16 protein-coding genes are annotated in these 16037 nt (G+C 67.7%); 8 read left to right on the forward strand and 8 right to left on the reverse strand.

The window, feature by feature from the left end; genetic code table 11:
- On the forward strand, window positions 1-2649 hold a 2649-nt coding region (locus tag HMPREF2550_RS03820), incomplete at its 5' end, for a Rib/alpha-like domain-containing protein (RefSeq protein ID WP_210400210.1).
- Here the strand turns inward: HMPREF2550_RS03820 and manA are convergent.
- From manA to HMPREF2550_RS03840, 4 genes are read right to left on the reverse strand one after another with little or no spacing between them, the layout of a single operon-like run.
- Window positions 2646-3833: a mannose-6-phosphate isomerase, class I gene (manA, locus tag HMPREF2550_RS03825; RefSeq protein ID WP_070789804.1), complete on the reverse strand. Its 1188-nt coding sequence runs from the start codon at window positions 3831-3833 to the stop codon at window positions 2646-2648. The genes HMPREF2550_RS03820 and manA overlap by 4 nt on opposite strands.
- 58 nt (window positions 3834-3891) lie before the next feature.
- A complete protein-coding gene (locus HMPREF2550_RS03830; protein WP_070789806.1) occupies window positions 3892-4896 on the reverse strand; it encodes a hypothetical protein in 1005 nt (334 codons plus the stop codon).
- Between the two features lie 11 nt (window positions 4897-4907).
- Window positions 4908-6281 carry a phosphomannomutase/phosphoglucomutase gene (locus HMPREF2550_RS03835; protein ID WP_083319768.1) on the reverse strand — a complete coding sequence of 458 codons (1374 nt, stop codon included), beginning with the start codon at window positions 6279-6281 and terminating at the stop codon, window positions 4908-4910.
- A 21-nt stretch (window positions 6282-6302) separates the two neighbouring features.
- The gene (locus HMPREF2550_RS03840; RefSeq protein WP_083319786.1) at window positions 6303-6797 is read right to left on the reverse strand and encodes a DUF3499 domain-containing protein; all 495 of its coding nucleotides are present in this window, start codon (window positions 6795-6797) and stop codon (window positions 6303-6305) included.
- Window positions 6798-6891: 94 nt separating this feature from the next.
- On the opposite strand from HMPREF2550_RS03840, the gene HMPREF2550_RS03845 reads away from it, so the two are divergent.
- Window positions 6892-7365: a metallopeptidase family protein gene (locus HMPREF2550_RS03845; protein ID WP_038588814.1), complete on the forward strand. Its 474-nt coding sequence runs from the start codon at window positions 6892-6894 to the stop codon at window positions 7363-7365.
- On the opposite strand, the gene HMPREF2550_RS03850 is transcribed toward HMPREF2550_RS03845, so the two are convergent.
- The 3 genes from HMPREF2550_RS03850 to HMPREF2550_RS03860 all read right to left on the reverse strand — a co-directional run bounded on the left by HMPREF2550_RS03850 (window position 7362) and on the right by HMPREF2550_RS03860 (window position 9955).
- Window positions 7362-7661, reverse strand: a complete 300-nt coding sequence (locus HMPREF2550_RS03850) for a WhiB family transcriptional regulator (protein WP_038588811.1) — start codon at window positions 7659-7661, stop codon at window positions 7362-7364. The two genes, HMPREF2550_RS03845 and HMPREF2550_RS03850, sit on opposite strands and share 4 nt — an antisense overlap.
- Window positions 7662-7938: 277 nt before the next feature.
- Window positions 7939-9030: a mannose-1-phosphate guanylyltransferase gene (locus HMPREF2550_RS03855; protein ID WP_070789809.1), complete on the reverse strand. Its 1092-nt coding sequence runs from the start codon at window positions 9028-9030 to the stop codon at window positions 7939-7941.
- Window positions 9017-9955, reverse strand: coding sequence for a glycosyltransferase family 2 protein (locus HMPREF2550_RS03860; protein ID WP_371441171.1), 939 nt, complete (start codon window positions 9953-9955; stop codon window positions 9017-9019). The genes HMPREF2550_RS03855 and HMPREF2550_RS03860 overlap by 14 nt, the downstream gene beginning before the upstream one ends.
- A gap of 82 nt (window positions 9956-10037) precedes the next feature.
- Between HMPREF2550_RS03860 and HMPREF2550_RS03865 the strand changes: the two genes are divergently transcribed.
- The 6 genes from HMPREF2550_RS03865 to HMPREF2550_RS03890 all read left to right on the forward strand — a co-directional run bounded on the left by HMPREF2550_RS03865 (window position 10038) and on the right by HMPREF2550_RS03890 (window position 15789).
- On the forward strand, window positions 10038-11624 hold the full coding sequence (locus HMPREF2550_RS03865) for an LCP family protein (RefSeq protein WP_070789811.1): 1587 nt from the start codon (window positions 10038-10040) through the stop codon (window positions 11622-11624).
- Between the two features lie 22 nt (window positions 11625-11646).
- Window positions 11647-12318, forward strand: a complete 672-nt coding sequence (locus HMPREF2550_RS03870) for a TIGR03089 family protein (protein ID WP_070789813.1) — start codon at window positions 11647-11649, stop codon at window positions 12316-12318.
- A gap of 100 nt (window positions 12319-12418) precedes the next feature.
- Window positions 12419-13699 (forward strand): ABC transporter substrate-binding protein, encoded by a 1281-nt coding sequence (locus tag HMPREF2550_RS03875; RefSeq protein ID WP_070789815.1) that lies wholly within the window; start codon window positions 12419-12421, stop codon window positions 13697-13699.
- 88 nt (window positions 13700-13787) lie between these two features.
- Window positions 13788-14774 (forward strand): carbohydrate ABC transporter permease, encoded by a 987-nt coding sequence (locus HMPREF2550_RS03880; protein ID WP_070789817.1) that lies wholly within the window; start codon window positions 13788-13790, stop codon window positions 14772-14774.
- Complete coding sequence (locus tag HMPREF2550_RS03885; protein WP_070789818.1) at window positions 14771-15592, forward strand: carbohydrate ABC transporter permease; 822 nt, start codon at window positions 14771-14773, stop codon at window positions 15590-15592. Before HMPREF2550_RS03880 ends, HMPREF2550_RS03885 begins: the two co-directional genes overlap by 4 nt.
- A 2-nt stretch (window positions 15593-15594) precedes the next feature.
- Complete coding sequence (locus HMPREF2550_RS03890; RefSeq protein WP_070789820.1) at window positions 15595-15789, forward strand: hypothetical protein; 195 nt, start codon at window positions 15595-15597, stop codon at window positions 15787-15789.
- A gap of 6 nt (window positions 15790-15795) precedes the next feature.
- On the opposite strand, the gene HMPREF2550_RS12045 is transcribed toward HMPREF2550_RS03890, so the two are convergent.
- The coding region (locus HMPREF2550_RS12045; RefSeq protein ID WP_141760528.1) for an HNH endonuclease signature motif containing protein at window positions 15796-16037 on the reverse strand (242 nt) is incomplete at its 5' end.

The raw sequence follows: 16037 nt of genomic DNA on the forward strand, positions 1-16037 counted from the left end.
ACCAAGCGCGTCACGCTCGGCACCACAACCACCGTGACCGGCAGGGCCGCCAAGCTCAACCCGACCAAGCGCTCGCAGCCGACCGGCCTGCGCGTCACCGGCGGCAAGCAGCCGACCATCAGCGCGACGTGGGAGGACGGCAAGGGCGACAGCGGGACGATCCCCGCAGGCGATATCACCGTCGACACCGACGGCAACATCTCGCTCACCCCAGGCACCAACGCCAGGGGCACCATCACGCTCACCGTCAGCGACCACTCGCTCGGCGACACGTCTCTCACCCGCGAGATCCCCGTCAGCACGCTGGCGGAGATGCACACACCAAAGGCACGCGAAGGCCACAGCGTCACAGTCGGCACCACGCTGGACGCGCGTCTGGCGCGCTTCCTGATCACCAACCTTGGCGCACTGCCGAGCGGCACGACCGCGGACTTCGCCGCCGATGAGCAGGGCGAGGCCCCGCAGGCAACCATCGCGGGTGAGAAGGCCGTCACCATCGTAGTGACCTACCCGGACGGCTCGACCGATGAGGTGGACACCGTGATCGTCGTCAAGCCGCGCCCGCTCAACCAGGTCAACGAGCCCACCACGCGCAACCTCAGCATCACTGTGGGCGACGAGCTCGACCCCAGGGACGCAATCACCAACCCGGAGGAGCTCCAGGCCGACAATGTCGAGTTCGTCGTCAACGACGAAACTCCAGATCCGAACACGGTCGGCACCTACCGCCCGAGCATCAAGGTCACCTACGATGACGGCACCAGCGACATCGTGGCGACCACGGTCACCGTGCACGAGCGTCCTTCCGACGCCAGCCTGTACCGCCCGAAGTACGACTCGCCGATCACCGTCGACAACGAGGCGCAGGTCGCGACCAACCAGCCCTTCAACGGCCCTGCGCCGGAGAAGCTCAAGGCAGCCGTGCTCAAGACCCCGGCGGATGCCGTCGGCTGGACCTTCGAGATCGATAGCGACGGGGTGATCACGGCGACTGCGCCGAGCGTCGATGAGCTGGCGCAGCACTACGCCCGCCTCACCCAGGGCACCGACGTCGACTGGGACACCATCGAAACAGTGCTGCACTCGGTGGCCAAGCCCGAGGTGTTCGTGGACTTTATCTACGAGGACGACTCGGTGGATTCCGAAAGCGTCGTCTTCGAGCTCAACGCGCAAGACGAGCGTCCCCTGCTCGACCCGGACGGCGACGCTGACGGCGACACGCACGGCAACCGCAAGGAAGTCGAGCACCGCTCCAACCCCTTCGACCCGGAAGTCGTCCCCGAAGCACCCGCGAAGTGGGACACCAGCCGCTCAAGCGAGGTCTACGCCGGTGAGTCCGTCACCGTGCCGAACACCGGCGGCATCCCCGCCCCCGGCGCCACCGCCACGGTGGAAGGCCCGGCGACCGCGACGCTTGACCAGAGCGGCGACCTGCACATCACCGCAGACGAGGGCGCTGAGCCCGGCACCGCCATCACCGTGACCATCAAGAACGCCGAGGGCAAGTACCTCGGCGCGGCCCGGGTGACGGTGAAGGAGGACTTGCGCTCGCCGACGCAGAAGCACATCCCCTCCTACGGCAAGGACACCGTGCGCATCAAGCCGAGCCGCAAGGCCGCCTCACCGAACCCCTACGGCGACAAGCAGATGCCGGAGGGCACCGAGGTCAGCGGAGATTTCCCGGACGATGCGCCGGGCTGGACCTTCAGCACCGACGACGACGCGGTCGTCCACGCCCAGGCACCCAGCATTGCTGACCTGGCCGCGCAGTACGCCGCGCTCGGCAATGCGGAGAAGCGCGATTGGGACAAGCTGGTCGCCGCACTGCGGCCGACCCTCACACCCGAGGCGGACGTGCGCTTCGCCTACCCCGACGGCTCGAGCTACATTGCCAGCGTCGCCTTCGAGATGTTCGACCAGTCCGAGATTTCGCTGCTCTCGCCCGCAGGCGACGCCGACGGCGACGGGATCACCAACGCCCAGGAGGCCTTCAACGGCTCCAACCCGTTCGTCCACGACTCAGCCAAGCCGAGCTGGGACTTCACGCCTGACGACGGCCCGCTCATCCCAGGCGGTCGCATCAGCCTGCCCAACCGCGGCGGCTTCGCGCCCGAGGATCTGATCGTCGACGTCGACGGCCCTGCCGACGGCAGCATCGACGACGGCGGCAACCTCATCATCGTCGTCGAGGAGCGGGCCATCCCGGGCGAGAAAGTCACCGCGAACGTCAAGGACAGGGTGGGCGACCTGGTGGATTCCGTCACCATCCCGATCTCCCCGAAGGCCGGTGCCGCCCCGCAGCTCGACTACAGCCGCTGCCTAGCCGCGGGCGTGGGCTTCGGCGTGCCGCTGCTCGCGCTGATCCCGCTCGGCATCGCCACCCAGACCGCGATCCCGGGCCTAAGCGATGTGGCCGACCAGATCGCCCGCCAGCTGGAGGACGCGAACGCGCAACTGCAGCAGCAGTTGGGCATTCTCAACCCTGCGCTGGCTAAGCAGGCGTCCGAGATCAACGCGCAGCTGCGCAAGGCACGGCTGAATCTGGCTAGCGTGGCGGCGGGGCTCGCGCTCGTCGCGGCGGGGATCACCGCGGGCGTCATCATTTACGACGCTTGCACCCCCGCCGAGCCCGGCAGCTCGGACCGCTAGACGCTGGCGTAGAACAGTTCCGCCTGCCCGCCCTCCCGGGCGCGGAACTCGGGCCGCGGGTCGCTCGCGGGGATCCACACGGCCTCGCCGGGGCGCAGGATGCACTGACCGCTACCGATGGCCTCGCCTGCCGTGCACAGCACGATCGCGGGCCCGTCGGTGTTCACCTTCAGCGTCGCCTCGCCCGCGAGCCGGTGGCGGCCGAGCCGGAAGTCCTCGATCGGCAGGATGAATTCCTCGCCGGTCTCGCTTGTCGACGTCTCCGGACGCGGCGAAGTCAGCGCGTGGAACTTCAGCACCCGCACCAGCTCCGGCACATCAACGTGCTTCGAGGTCAGGCCGCCCCGCAGCACGTTGTCCGAGTTCGCCATGATCTCCACGCCCAGCCCGTGCTGGTAGGCGTGCAGCTGCCCGGCGTCCAGGTAGAGCGCCTCGCCCGGCTGCAGGTTGAAGTAGTTGAGCAGCAGCGCGGCAAGCGCGCCGATGTCGCCCGGGTAGGCTTCGACCAGCTCGAGGTACATGGTGAGCACCTCGCGCATCCACTCCTCGAGCTCGCCCTGCACCGCCTCGCGGGCCCGCTGCTCGACTTCTTCCACGAGCGCCACCGCCGCCTTACGCGGCAGCGAAATCAGCGTGGTGAACAGCGCGCGCAGGCTCGCCTCTTCGTCCGCCGGGTCCACCATCGCGGTGTAGCGGTTGAGCCCCGGGGCGTCGAGCACCGCGAGTAGCTCCGCAGTGCGCGAAAAGGGGCGGAAGCCCGCCAGCGCCTGGAAGGGAGTCAGCGCCACGATCAGTTCGGGCTTGTGGTTCGGGTCCTTGTAGTTGCGGCGCGGGTCGTGCAGGTCCAGCCCGCCATCTTCCTCCCGCTGGAAACCGGCAAGCGCCTGCTCCTTCGACGGGTGTGCCTGCAGGGATAGCGGGGCCCCGGCCGCCAGCAGCTTGACCAAAAACGGCAGCTGCTCGCCGAACTTCTCGACGACACGCTCCCCCAGCGCCCCGCGCGGATCGGCAGCAATGAGCTCGTCAAGGCCGCGGCCGTCGATAGTCGACGGGGCGGCCGGGTGCGCACCGAACCACAGCTCCGCCTCCGGGGTGGGGGCGGGCGAGGCGGTGCCGCGCAGGTCTGCAAGCAGCGTGCGCGAGCCCCAGGTGTAGGTACGCAGGGCGCCCTTGAGGTGCTCCATCGGTGGTCGTGCCTCGTTTCTGTCGTTGTTCTCTTCTCGGCGCGCAGCGCCTAAAGGCCTAGAGCGCCGGGTCGTCGAGCGCGGTCACGGCGTACGCGCGCGCCAGCAGTCGCAGCGCCGCGGCAGCCTCACCCAATTCCTGCGAGGCGACGGTTTCGGCGCGCGTATTGGGCCCGGCCGACGCCTCGGCGTCCGGCTGCGCCCAGCAAACGACCTTCAAGGGTACCAGTTCCACCGGCCCATCAAGGAATGGATCGTGGAAGATGTCGTCGGAAGCCGCGCGCGGGCCGCGCGCCAACTCGAGCGCCTGCGGCAGCTCCGCAGCGCTCACCACACCGCTGGCCAACCCGCGGCACGACCACAGCGTCGCCACGAGCTGAGCCAGCGCCTCCCCGTGGCGCGTCACCCCGGTGTGCACCACGCGCGCGTCCCGGATGAAGGCGCGTAGCTGGCGGGCGGCGTTGACGTCCTCGTCGCGCTCCGGTGAGACGGCGGTCAGCTCGGCGTCGAGCTCGTCCGCGAGCACCCGGTAGCGCTGCGCAACCGCCTCGACGTCCACTTCGCGCGCGCTCAACACGTCGAGTACCGCGGCAACCACCGCGATGGTGCGCGCGGGCGAGGGACCCATCGCCGTCGGCAGGGCGGGCACGACCACAGTCGAGCGCGGCGCCTCGTCCACGATCGGGCCGCGCGCGGGCCCGGCCAGCACCGCTTCGGCGCCGCGCTGGGCGGCAGTCGTCAGCGCGCGCAGGTCGTCCTCGCGGTCAGCCGCATCACCGACCACCACGACCACATCGAGCGCGCCCACATATCCCGGCAGCGTGTCGGTGACCACCACCGGCAGCGGCAGCGGCTCGCGGACTCTTGCCACGGCGCTCGCTGCGGCGCGCGCGATCTGGTCGGTCGCCAGCACGACCAGGCTGCGGGGGTTGAAACCGTGGAGTCGGGCGAGGGGCTCGAGGGCGTCGATAATCGCCCTGACCTGCGCGCCCTCGTGGGCGATGTCGAAGAAACGGACGGTCTCGCGGTCGTAGTTGCCGACACCCTCGTAGTAGTCGCTCATACCCCGCAATCTTACGCAGCGCGGATGATTCCCAGGATCTCCTCGACTAACTCCTCAACTTCTCCCACCGTTTCCGCCTCAACATTCAGGCGCAGCAGCGGCTCCGTGTTGGAGGCGCGCACGTTAAACCACGCCTTCGTGCCGCTCAGCCACACGGTCACCCCGTCGAGCCGGTCGAGCTTTTCGGTGCGGTCCGCAAACGCGTCGATAACGCGCTGCGTCGCCGCGTCCTGGTCCGCGACCTCGGAGTTGATCTCGCCGGAGGCTGCGTACCGGTTGTACTCGGCCATGAGCTCGCTCAGCGGCGCGTCCTGTTCCGCGAGCGCCGCGAGCACGTGCAGCGCCGCGACCAGGCCCGAGTCGGCGTTGAAGAAATCGGCGAAGTAGTAGTGCGCGGAGTGCTCGCCGCCAAAAACCGCGCCAGTGCGCGCCATCTCGGCCTTGATGTAGGAGTGCCCGACGCGCGTGCGCACCGGCGTCCCGCCGTGCTCAGCGATGATCTCCGGCACTGCCTGCGAGGTGATCAGGTTGTGGATAATCGTCGCGCCCGGGTGCGTCGCAAGTGTGCGGCGCGCGATCAGTGCGCTTATCGACGACGCACTCACCGGCTCCCCACGCTCATCCACCACAAAGCAACGATCCGCATCCCCGTCGAAAGCCAGGCCAATGTCCGCGCCCTGCTCCACGGTGAACTTCTGCAGGTCCACCAAGTTCTTCGGGTCCAGCGGGTTCGCCTCGTGGTTGGGGAAGGTGCCGTCGAGCTCGAAGTAGAGCGGGCGGATATCCATGTCGCCGAGCACCGCGGGTACGGTCAGCCCGGCCATGCCGTTGGCGGCGTCGACGGCGACGACGAGGGGGCGGCGCGTGGGGACGTCGACAAGCGAGCGCAGGAAGGCGGCGTAGTCGTCGAGCACGTCCTTCTCGGTGATGGTGCCGGGGGTGGCGTCGGTGGCCGGGACGCCGTCGAGAAGCATGCGGGAGATCTCGGCAAGGCCCGTGTCTGTGGAGACCGGGGTCGCGCCCGCGCGGCACAGCTTGATGCCGTTGTACTTGGCCGGGTTGTGGGAAGCGGTGAACATCGCGCCCGCACAATTCAGCGTGCCGGCGGCGAAGTAGAGCTCGTCTGTACTGGTCAGGCCGAGCGCGAGCACGTCGAGGCCCTGCTCGCTCGCCCCTTCAGCGAAGGCCTGCGCAAGCTCCGGCGACGACGGGCGCATGTCGTAGCCCACCGCGATCGTGGTCTCCCCCTCACCGCGCAGGATGTGCGCGAAGGCGGCGCCGACGGTGCGGACAAAGTCGGCGTCAATCGTCTCGCCGACCACGCCGCGGACGTCGTACGCCTTGATGACGTTCTTCAGAGAAGCTTCCATATGTGCAATTGCCATGCGCGATAGTCTACGCGCAGGCTACTCCTGATCAGTGTCCGGTACCACGCGCAAGTGGGCGCGGCGCTGCGCCTTGTGCGCCGCGACGTGCGCCTCGATCCGCTTCGTGCGGTGCACCGGGTGGTTCGAGGTGGCCGGGTCGTTGAAGTCGTGGGACGCGGAGTACTCGATGGGGTCGGCGGACGTGTCGACCAGGCCGGTGGTCACACGTCCGGCCTCGCGCACCGCCTCGGCAAGCGCGGTGAGCTCGGACTCGTCTAAGTCGTCGAAGTTCCCCTCCTCCGGCTCGTCGTGCTCAGCGTCTTCCTCGATGTCGACCTGCTCGACGCGCACCATGTCCCACCCCACTGGTGCGGTGATGTGCGCGGAGTGCTTCTCGCACAGGTCCCAGGCGTGCGGGTCCTTCTCCACGGCGAGCGGGCCGATCACGGCTGTAGATTCCGCGTAGGCATAGATCAGGGTGGCCACGGCGGGGCGACCGCAGCCAGGACGACAGCAACGACGGAATGTATTCACGCCGCCCAAGTCTAAACCCCTCCTTGAGGTTTGTGAAGTGCAACGCGGCGCGCCCCACCGAAACCGCGCCCCGCGACCCCTAGGATGTGGGCCTATGAGAGGTTCTTCCCCGCTGCACCTGCGCACCGCCCGCGACCGCCACGGCCGCGGCCCGCAGGGCCCGCTGTTGCCAGTGGGTGTGCCGCGCTACCGCACGCGCTCGAGCGCCTTCGACCAGCTCGTGCTGGAGACCTACGCGCCGCTGCACAACGCGTACGCGGAGCAGCTGGCCGGGGTGGACCTCGCCGTCGACACCATTCCGCGGATGCGGCTGCGCGCCGACATGAGCGTGCTTCCCGACGAGGTGGTCGCCGACGGCCCCGTCCCCCTCGGCCGCGTCCTGCCCGCCGGGGTGGATCGCCACGGAGCGCCAACGCGCCCCCGCCTGGTCATCTTCCGCCGCCCCATCGAGCGCCGGGCCAAGACAGCACAAGAGCAGTCAGAACTTTTGAACTGGGTCCTGACTGCTCTTGTGGCGAACTATCTCAACTTGGATCCGCGCGATATCGACGACGCGTTTCCGTTCTAGCCGATCTGCTTCTTCAAGCGGCGGCGCTCTCGGTCCGAGAGCCCGCCCCAGATACCGAAGCGTTCGTCGTGCTCCAGCGCGTATTCCAGGCACTCGTCGCGCACGGCGCAGGCCTTGCAGATGCGCTTGGCCTCCCTGGTAGATCCGCCCTTGTCTGGGAAGAATGCGTCCGGATCAGTCTGCGCGCACAGCGCTTGGTCCTGCCATTCCTTCTCGACAGCGCCAAACAACTCCTCGAGGGTCATGCCGTCCGCGGTCGCGCCACGGACGTTGGCGTTATTTGCCTTATTTTCCACGCCTCCCCCTCCTTCCGTTGTTGTCGTACCTGTAGCGTGCTCATCAACTCACGTCGATGTGATTACACAAGCGATTACACACCGAAGCACTAAATAGCCGCAACATAATCCGGCAACTCGTGCGCGACTTCTTCGCATTGCCCACGTCGTTCGCCACTCCAGCCACATTCGTCACATAGCCGACGTGTCGGGGGTGATTCGCGGGGGTACTACATATGGTAGGCACCCCGCCCGCGGGTAACTAATTGCGCAAAACCGCGTGTCGCTCCCGACGTCTTTAAGCGTCGGGCGAGAATCGAATGCCGGAATCCGGGATGTTCACCCCGGGCCACAGACGCATGCCCGCCTGCAGCTCGCAGCGCGCGCCGACCTGCACGCCCTCGCCGATCACACAGTCCACGATCCGCGAGTTCGCACCAATCCGCGCCCCGGAGGCGACAATCGAGTTCCGCACCACCGCGCCCGGCTCGATCGTCACCCCGTCAAAGACCACGGAGGCGTCGATGCGCGAGCCCGCACCAATCTCCGTGCCGCGCCCCACGGCCGTGCCGCCGATCAGGATCACGCCGCCCGCAACCCCGGCCGACTCGTCCACAAAGGACTCGCCCGTGCGCCCCTCCAGCAGCGGCGAGTACGCGATCCCGCGCACCAAATCCGAGGAGCCCTCCACGAAGTCGTCCGGGCGCCCCATGTCGCGCCAGTAGGAGGAATCGACGTGGCCGACCACTTTCGCGCCGTCGGCAAGCAAGCCCGGGAAGACCTCGCGCTCCACCGACACCACGCGCCCCGCCGGAATCTGCTCGATCACCTCGCGCTTGAACACGTAGCAGCCCGCGTTGATCTGGTCGGTCGGCGGGTCCTCCGTCTTCTCCAAGAACGCCTCGACGTTGCCGTCCGCGTCCGTCGGCACCGAGCCGAACGCGCGCGGGTCCGGCACGCGCACCAGGTGCAGCGTGACGTCCGCGTCGTGCTCCGCGTGCGTCGCCAGAATCGCGCTCAGGTCCGCGCCGGACAGCACGTCGCCGTTGAACACCATCGCATTGTCGTAGCGCAGCTTGTCCGCCACGTTGCGGATCGCGCCGCCGGTGCCCAGCGCCTCTTCCTCCACGACGTACTCGATCTCCAGCCCGAAGTCCGCGCCGTTACCGAAGTACTCCTCAAACACCTCCGCCTTATACGAGGTGCCCAGCACCACGTGCCGCATGCCCGCCGCCTTGATCCGCGCCAGCAGGTGGCTCAAGAACGGGTAGCCGGCCGTCGGCAGCATCGGCTTCGGCGTGTTGACCGTCAGCGGGCGCAGGCGCGTCCCGCGACCACCAACCAGGATGACCGCGTCCGTATTCTCCGGGTGCGCTTCAACGTGTTCCATGGTTTTCGTCCTTCACTTCCGTTTTCTGTGCCGCGCGTGAGCGCAATTGCAACGCGCTTCGCAGTTTCAAGCCCAGCCAGAGGCACCACCGCAGCGGTGCCTGCCACCACTGCGGATGCCGATCTCGCTGGAACCTGTACGCCGAAACATGGTGCGCCGGCACGGTCACCCGCCGGTGCTTGTGCGCCACATGCCCCTGGTCGTGCAGGATTACCGACGACGGGCAGTACAAATTGCTCCAACCCGCCCTCGTCAACCGATCGCCGAAGTCAATGTCCTCCAAGTACATGAAGTACCGCTCGTCGAAGCCACCGATCTCATCGAAGGCCTCCCAGCGAACCAGCAGGCACGCGCCGGAAAGCCAGCCTGCCTCGCGCTGCGCATCCATATCCGCCCCGGCCATGTAGGTGGCGCTGAAGGGGTTGGACGGCCAGGCGTCGAAAAGCAGGGCATGCCCGATGCCCACCGCGAGCCCCGGCACCTGGCGGGCGCTGGGGTAGGCCGAACCATCGGCCTCCTCAATCTGCGGGCCGACCGCACCCGCGCGCGGCGTCGCGTGCAGGCAGCGCAGCAGCTCATCGACGCTGCCCGGCTGGAACTCAACGTCCGGGTTGACCACCAAAAACGCCTCCGGGTCGATCTCCCCGCTCGCCCGCCGCGGAGCCAGCGCGCGCGCCGCCGCGTTGATCGCCGCGCCGTAGCCGATGTTGCCGCCGGTGGGGAGAAACTCCACGTGCGCAAAACGCTCGGCGGCGGCCTGCGGGGCGCCGTCGGTCGAGCCGTTATCCGCGCACACCAGCACCACGTCGCGGCCCGTCGCCTGCTCCAGCGAGCCCACAAGCTGCGCCAAGTGCTCGCCCGGCGAAAACGTCACCGTGACCACGGCCAAAGCTGGTTGGCGTCTTCCTTCGTCGTTTCTCACAATGCGCTCAGCATACCGACTACCGCGGCGAAACCCGGGTACGGCGCACGGAGGCGCGCGGGCAATACGTACGCCATGCCGTATAATGCTGCCCGTGAATGACAACCCCAGGCGCGCCCGAGACATCCAGCCGGCCCCTTCCCGTGCGAGGGATCTGAAGCAGTCGGGCCACCCCGTCGCCAAGGGGGTGCTTGCGGCCGCCTCCGCCGCTGCGCTGGTGCTTTCCGGCGTGGGCTACTTCACCGTCGGCCAGCTCGACAGCCAGCTGTCCGCCTCCGAGCTGAGCATCGGCGGCAAGAAGAGCAAGAAGGAGGAGGTGCTCGACGGGGCGGTTGACATCCTGCTCGTCGGCTCCGACTCGCGCACGGACGCGCAGGGCAATCCGCTGTCTGAAGACGAGCTCGCGCGTCTAAACGCAGGCGAGGCCGACGGCGAGATCAACACGGACACCATCATGATCGTGCGCGTGCCCGAGGACGGCTCGCGCGCGACCGCCATCTCGATCCCGCGCGACACCTACATCCACACGGATGACTACGGCAACATGAAGATCAACGGCGTCTACGCCGCGCACGCGGGCGAGAAGCGCGAGCAGTTGCTTGCCGACGGCGCCGCCGAGGACGCCCAGCTCGAACAGCAAGTCGCGCGCGCGGGCCAGGAGGGCCTCATCGATGCGGTGGCGGACCTCACCGGCGTGGAGGTCGACCACTTCGCGCAGGTCGGCCTGCTGGGCTTCGTGCTGCTTACCGACGCCGTCGGCGGCGTCGACGTCTGCCTCAACGCCGCCGTCAACGAGCCGCTCTCGGGCGCAAACTTCCCCGCCGGCGAGCAAACCCTCGACGGCACCCAGGCGTTGTCTTTCGTGCGCCAGCGCCACGACCTGCCGCGCGGCGACCTCGACCGCATCGTGCGCCAGCAGGCCTACATGGCCTCGCTGGTGCAGAAGATCCTGTCGGCCGGCACGCTGACCAACCCGGCGACCCTGCGCGAGCTGTCGAATGCGGCGGAGCGCTCCGTCACCCTGGACCGCGGCTGGGACGTCGTGCGATTCGCGCAGCAGATGTCGGGCTTAGGCGGCGGCAACGTCACCTTCACCACCATCCCGGTGACCTCGGTCAACGGTACGGGTGATTATGGCGAGTCCATCGTCACCGTCGACCCCGGCCAAGTCCAGCGCTTCATGGAGAAGGTCGTCGAACCGGAGGAAGAAACACCGACCAGCGAGGCTGAAGAGCACAGCCAGGAGGGCACCGCGGCCGGGTTTGAGAACTTGAGCCTCTACATCCTCAACGCGGGCGCGGGCACCGGCCAGGCCGGCGCGGTCGGCGACTACCTCACCGACGAGGGCATGCGCGTCGCCGACGTCTCCAACGCCATGGACGGCGTGTACTGGGAAAGCCAGATCGTCGCCGCGAACCCGGAAGACCCGGCCGCCAAGGAGCTCGCCGACCGCCTCGGCGGGATCCCGGTGACGTCGAACGCGAACGTGGACGCAGGCAGCCTCATCGTGGTCATCGCCGCGGACTACGCCGGCCCCGCCCTGCTCAGCCCCGAGGAGCGCGAGGAGGCGAGCTCGGATACGCCGGTGGGCACACCGGGCGAAGACTTCGGCGCGGCGGAGACCGGCCCGGAGATCGACGCGGGCGGCGACGGCCCCCGCTGCGTGAACTAGCCTGCGCGTATGATCGGCGGGCATGAGCATGCTCTCGCCGCTTCTTCGCACTGACCCCGCCAGCCCGCGCCTGACTGTCTACGACGACGCCCGCGGCGCGCGCATGGAGTTCTCCGCCCAAACGTTGGACAACTGGGCCAGCAAGGTCGCCAACTTGCTCGACGAGGAATTCGAGCTGGACGCCGACGCGCCGATCGCCATCGACCTGCCGACCTCGTGGCAGTCCGCCGTCATCGCGCTCGGCGCGTACAACTCCGGCCGCACCGTGCGTTTCGCGCCCGAGCTGCTTGCCGACGCCACGCCAACCACCATCTTCACCACCGTCGATAATGCCGCGCGCTGGGCCGAAGTGCCGGATTGCGTCGTGGTCTCCGACGACCCCTTCGGCCGCGGCGTGGTGGAGGCCGGCGGCGAGCTACCCTTCGGCACCGTCGACTTCGGCCCCACCGTGCGTTTCTACGGGGACCAGTACTTCGGCGCCTCGCCCGAGCTGGCCGAGTTTGCCACCCCCGACTTGGGGCCTGCCAGGTACTGGGTGCCGGGCTGGCGCACCGCCGCCGAGTTCCGCGACTTCGTGCTCGCCCCGCTCGCCGCGGGCGGCTCCGTCTGCGCCTCGGCTGGGCCGATTTCCGCAGACAGGCGCGAAGAAATCATGCGCACCGAGAAGATCGAGCACCTCCTCGGCGAGGACTAATTGACCTACCCCCGTTGGTGGGCAAAACCGGAAATCCGTGTACGCGGTACGGGTGCGGCTTATACATTGTGGGAAACCAGTAACTACGAAAGGTTTCCGTATGCACTTCACCGCTTCCCGCAAGACTGGTGCCGCGCTGTGCGCGATCGCACTGGCCGGCGCGTCGCTCGCCGCCTGCTCGAGCGACTCCAACGAATCCACCGAAGCTGAGTCCACCGCCGCTGAGTCCGGCGACACCGCCGCCGAGGGCGAGGGCCGCGGCCCGATCACCTTCGCGATGGGCCGCAACGACACAGACAAGCTTATCCCGATCATCGAGAAGTGGAACGCCGAGCACCCGGACGAGGAGGTCACGCTCAAAGAGCTCGCAGGCGAGGCGGACGACCAGCGCGACACGCTCGTGCAGTCGCTGCAGGCGGGCAACGACGATTATGACGTCATGGCGCTCGACGTGGTCTGGACCGCTGACTTCGCCGCCAACCAGTGGCTCGAGCCGCTCGAGGGCGACTACGAGGTCGACACCTCCGGCCTGCTGCAGTCCACGGTGGATTCGGCAACCTACGGCGGCAAGCTCGTCGCCCTGCCGCAGAACACCAACGGCCAGCTGCTCTTCCGCAACACCGACATCATCGAGGAAGCGCCGGACACCTTCGACGACATCCGCAGCGCCTGCGAGGCCGTCGAGTCCGACACCGACTGCCTGACCACCCAGCTCAAGCAGTACGAGGGCCTGACGGTCAACACGCTCGGCTTCATCAACGGCTGGGGCGGCGAGGTCATCGACGAGTCCGGCGAGCCCACCGTCGAGTCCGACGAGGCCAAGGCGGGCCTCCAGGCGCTTGTCGACGCCTACGCGGACGGCACCATCGCCCAGTCCTCCACCGCCGCGACGGAGGAGGAGACCAACCTCGCGTTCACCGAGGGCAAGACCGCCCTGGCCATCAACTGGCCGTACATGTACTCCAACGCCGAGGAGGCGGGCCTGAACTTCGAGGTCCAGCCGCTGGTTGGCAAGGACGGCGTGGGCGTGTCCACCCTCGGCGGCTACAACAACGGCATCAACGTCAATTCGAAGCACAAGGCGACCGCCCTGGACTTCATGAAGTTCATCATCAACGAGGAGAACCAGCTCTCCCTGGCCGAGAACTCCTTCCCGCCGGTGCTCGCGTCGATCTACGACGACGAGGCGCTCGTCGAGAAGCACCCCTACCTGCCGGCCCTGAAGGAGTCCCTGGAAAACGCGAAGCCGCGCCCGGTTTCCCCGTTCTACCCGGCGATCTCTAAGGCCATCCAGGACAACGCCTACGCGGCGCTGACCTCCGGCAAGAGCGTCGACGACGCAACGAAGGACATGGCTTCTGCCATCAAGCAGGCCTCCTAGTACCTGGTTGCTCACGCCCGCCACCGTTTACACTACGGTCGCGGGCGTTTTGCCCGTGTAGGCCCCAAACAGAACTGGAGTGTGGTGCATGACTACCGCTTCCCCCACCCGCGCGCGCAAACCGCGCGGCGACACGCGCAAAGCCGCGCTGCTCGTCACGCCCGCGCTGGCCGTGCTGGCCGTCGTCATCGGCTACCCGATCCTGCGCGCCATCTGGCTTTCCTTCCAAGCCGACAAGAAGCTCGACCCGACCACGGGCGTGTTCACCGAGGGCGGCTTCGCCGGTGCCGAGCACTACCTGTACTGGCTGACCAACCGCTGCATGACCGCCTCCGGTGAGGTCGGCTCCTGCCCGCCCGGCGTGCTCGCCACCGACTTCTGGCCGGCCGTGCGCATCACGCTGTTCTTCACCGTGGTCACCGTCCTTTTGGAGACGGTCCTCGGCATGGTGATGGCGCTGATCATGAACCACCCGTCGAAAGGCCGCGCGCTCATCCGCGCCGCCGTACTCATCCCGTGGGCCATCCCGACCGCGGTGACGGCGAAGCTGTGGCAGTTCATGTTCGCGCCCGCGGGCATCGTCAACTCGCTGCTCGGCACCGACATCGCGTGGACGACCGACCCCACCGCCGCGCGCGCCGCCGTCATCGTCGCCGACGTGTGGAAGACCACCCCGTTCATGGCGCTGCTCATCCTCGCCGGGCTCCAGATGATCCCCAAAGACGTCTACGAGGCCGCGCGTGTCGACGGTGCCTCCGCCTTCCAGTCGTTTACCCGCATCACGCTGCCGCTGGTACGACCCGCGCTCATGGTTGCCGTGCTCTTCCGCACGCTCGACGCGCTGCGCATGTACGACCTGCCCGTCATCATGATCTCGGGCTCCTCCAACTCGCCCACCGCCACGATCTCCCAGCTCGTGGTCGAGGACATGCGCCAAGGCAACTTCAACAGCGCCTCCGCCCTGTCCACGCTGATCTTCCTGCTCATCTTCACGGTCGCCTTCGTCATGATTCGGTTCTTGGGCGCTGATGTTGGGGGCAGGCGGGCGTCGAAAAGCAAGAAAGGCTCGCGATGAAAAAATTCTGGCACTACGCAGGGGTCATCTTCATCATGTTCTGGGGACTCGCCCCCTTCTACTGGATGCTGATCACCGCCCTGCGCGACAAATCGCACACCTTCGACACCACGCCGTGGCCGACGCACGTCACGCTGGAGAATTTCCGCGACGCGCTCGCCACGGACAAGGGCAACAACTTCCTCGGGGCGATCGGCAACTCGCTGCTGATCTCACTGACCACGACCGCGCTCGCCGTGCTGGTCGGCGTGTTCACCGCCTACGCCTTGGCGCGGCTCGACTTCCCCGGCAAGGGGATTGTCACCGGCATCATTCTGGCGGCGTCGATGTTCCCCGGCATCGCGCTGGTCACGCCGCTGTTCCAGCTGTTCGGCGACCTCGGCTGGATCGGCACCTACCGAGCGATGATCATCCCCAACATCTCGTTCGCGCTGCCGCTGACCGTCTACACGCTCATCTCCTTCTTCCAGCAACTGCCGTGGGAGCTCGAGGAGGCAGCGCGTGTCGACGGCGCAACCCGCGGCCAAGCGTTCCGACTCGTGCTGCTGCCGCTGGCCGCGCCCGCGATCTTCACCACCGCGATCATCGCGTTCATCACGACGTGGAACGAGTTCATGCTCGCCCGCCAGCTCTCCACCACCGCGACCGAGCCGGTGACCGTGGCGATCGCGCGCTTCTCGGGCCCGAGCGCGTTCGAGTACCCCTACGCGGCGATCATGGCGGCCGGGTCGCTGGTGACCGTGCCGCTGATCATCATGGTGCTGGTGTTCCAGCGCCGCATCGTCGCAGGCCTGACCGCAGGCGGCGTGAAGGGCTAAGCATGGATCAGCGCAAAGACCTCATGTGGCAGGCCATCATCGGTTTTGTCGGCTTCTTCGCGCTCGTGGCGCTGGTGCAGGGCCTGGTCAATCTCTTTCGCGCCGAGCCCGCGATCTGGCCGGGACTGCTCGCCGGTGCTTTCGCGCTTGCCGAGTGGTGGCTCGTGCGGCGTTGGCTTGCGTGGCGCGACACGTAGGTGCTTTTAACCGGGCGGTCCTGTTGCTGGGATGTGCGCGGCCCGGGCGTGTCTCCGCGCCGGGTCGGCGTGTTGTATGCCGCGGGGTGTGAGATAACCCTTGGGGCTTTGCCACATGATCTGCCCGCCGACCCGCTGCATCCGGCCCCGGTTTGGCCTGCCGTTTTGCCGGTTGTGGTAGGTGCACAACCAGCACATATTCTCAATCTCGGTGGCACCGCCTTTGGACCACTCCTGGATGTGGTGCG

The sequence above is a fragment of the Corynebacterium sp. HMSC074A01 genome (assembly GCF_001831515.1).
Lineage (GTDB): Bacteria > Actinomycetota > Actinomycetes > Mycobacteriales > Mycobacteriaceae > Corynebacterium.